This is a genomic window from Vibrio sp. 10N.222.46.A1 (assembly GCF_041473595.1).
GTDB classification, from domain to species: Bacteria; Pseudomonadota; Gammaproteobacteria; order Enterobacterales; family Vibrionaceae; genus Vibrio; species Vibrio tasmaniensis_A.
The window spans coordinates 2,652-2,915 of record NZ_JBFRSN010000638.1; the positions used below are offsets into that span (position 1 = coordinate 2,652).

Genomic DNA, 264 nt, shown 5'->3' on the forward strand with positions numbered 1-264 from the left:
GAGTCTTGGTTAGAGACCGTTGCACAGCCATTATAGTTACTGTCATTGAGGTTAAGCTTGGCATGCCATCCATAGATAGAATCACTCATACCGTCGCTACAGCTCTCCTTCGTAAGGTTGAGTTTGCCTTGTGCTGTTTTACCCTCTAATTGGTAATCACGACTGCTTGGTGTGGTGCGGCTCGATTCAATATCAAGGAGCTGTGGCTGTTCGCCCATCTTGGTGTATTTGAGCTGGTCTTTATCGAAGGTTGCTGACCAAAAG

The 264-nt window shown here is 46.6% G+C and carries 1 pseudogene; it reads right to left on the reverse strand.

What is annotated here, in order from left to right:
• Nucleotides 1–264 (reverse strand): annotated as a pseudogene (locus tag AB4496_RS17495) (COG3650 family protein); the annotation flags it as partial.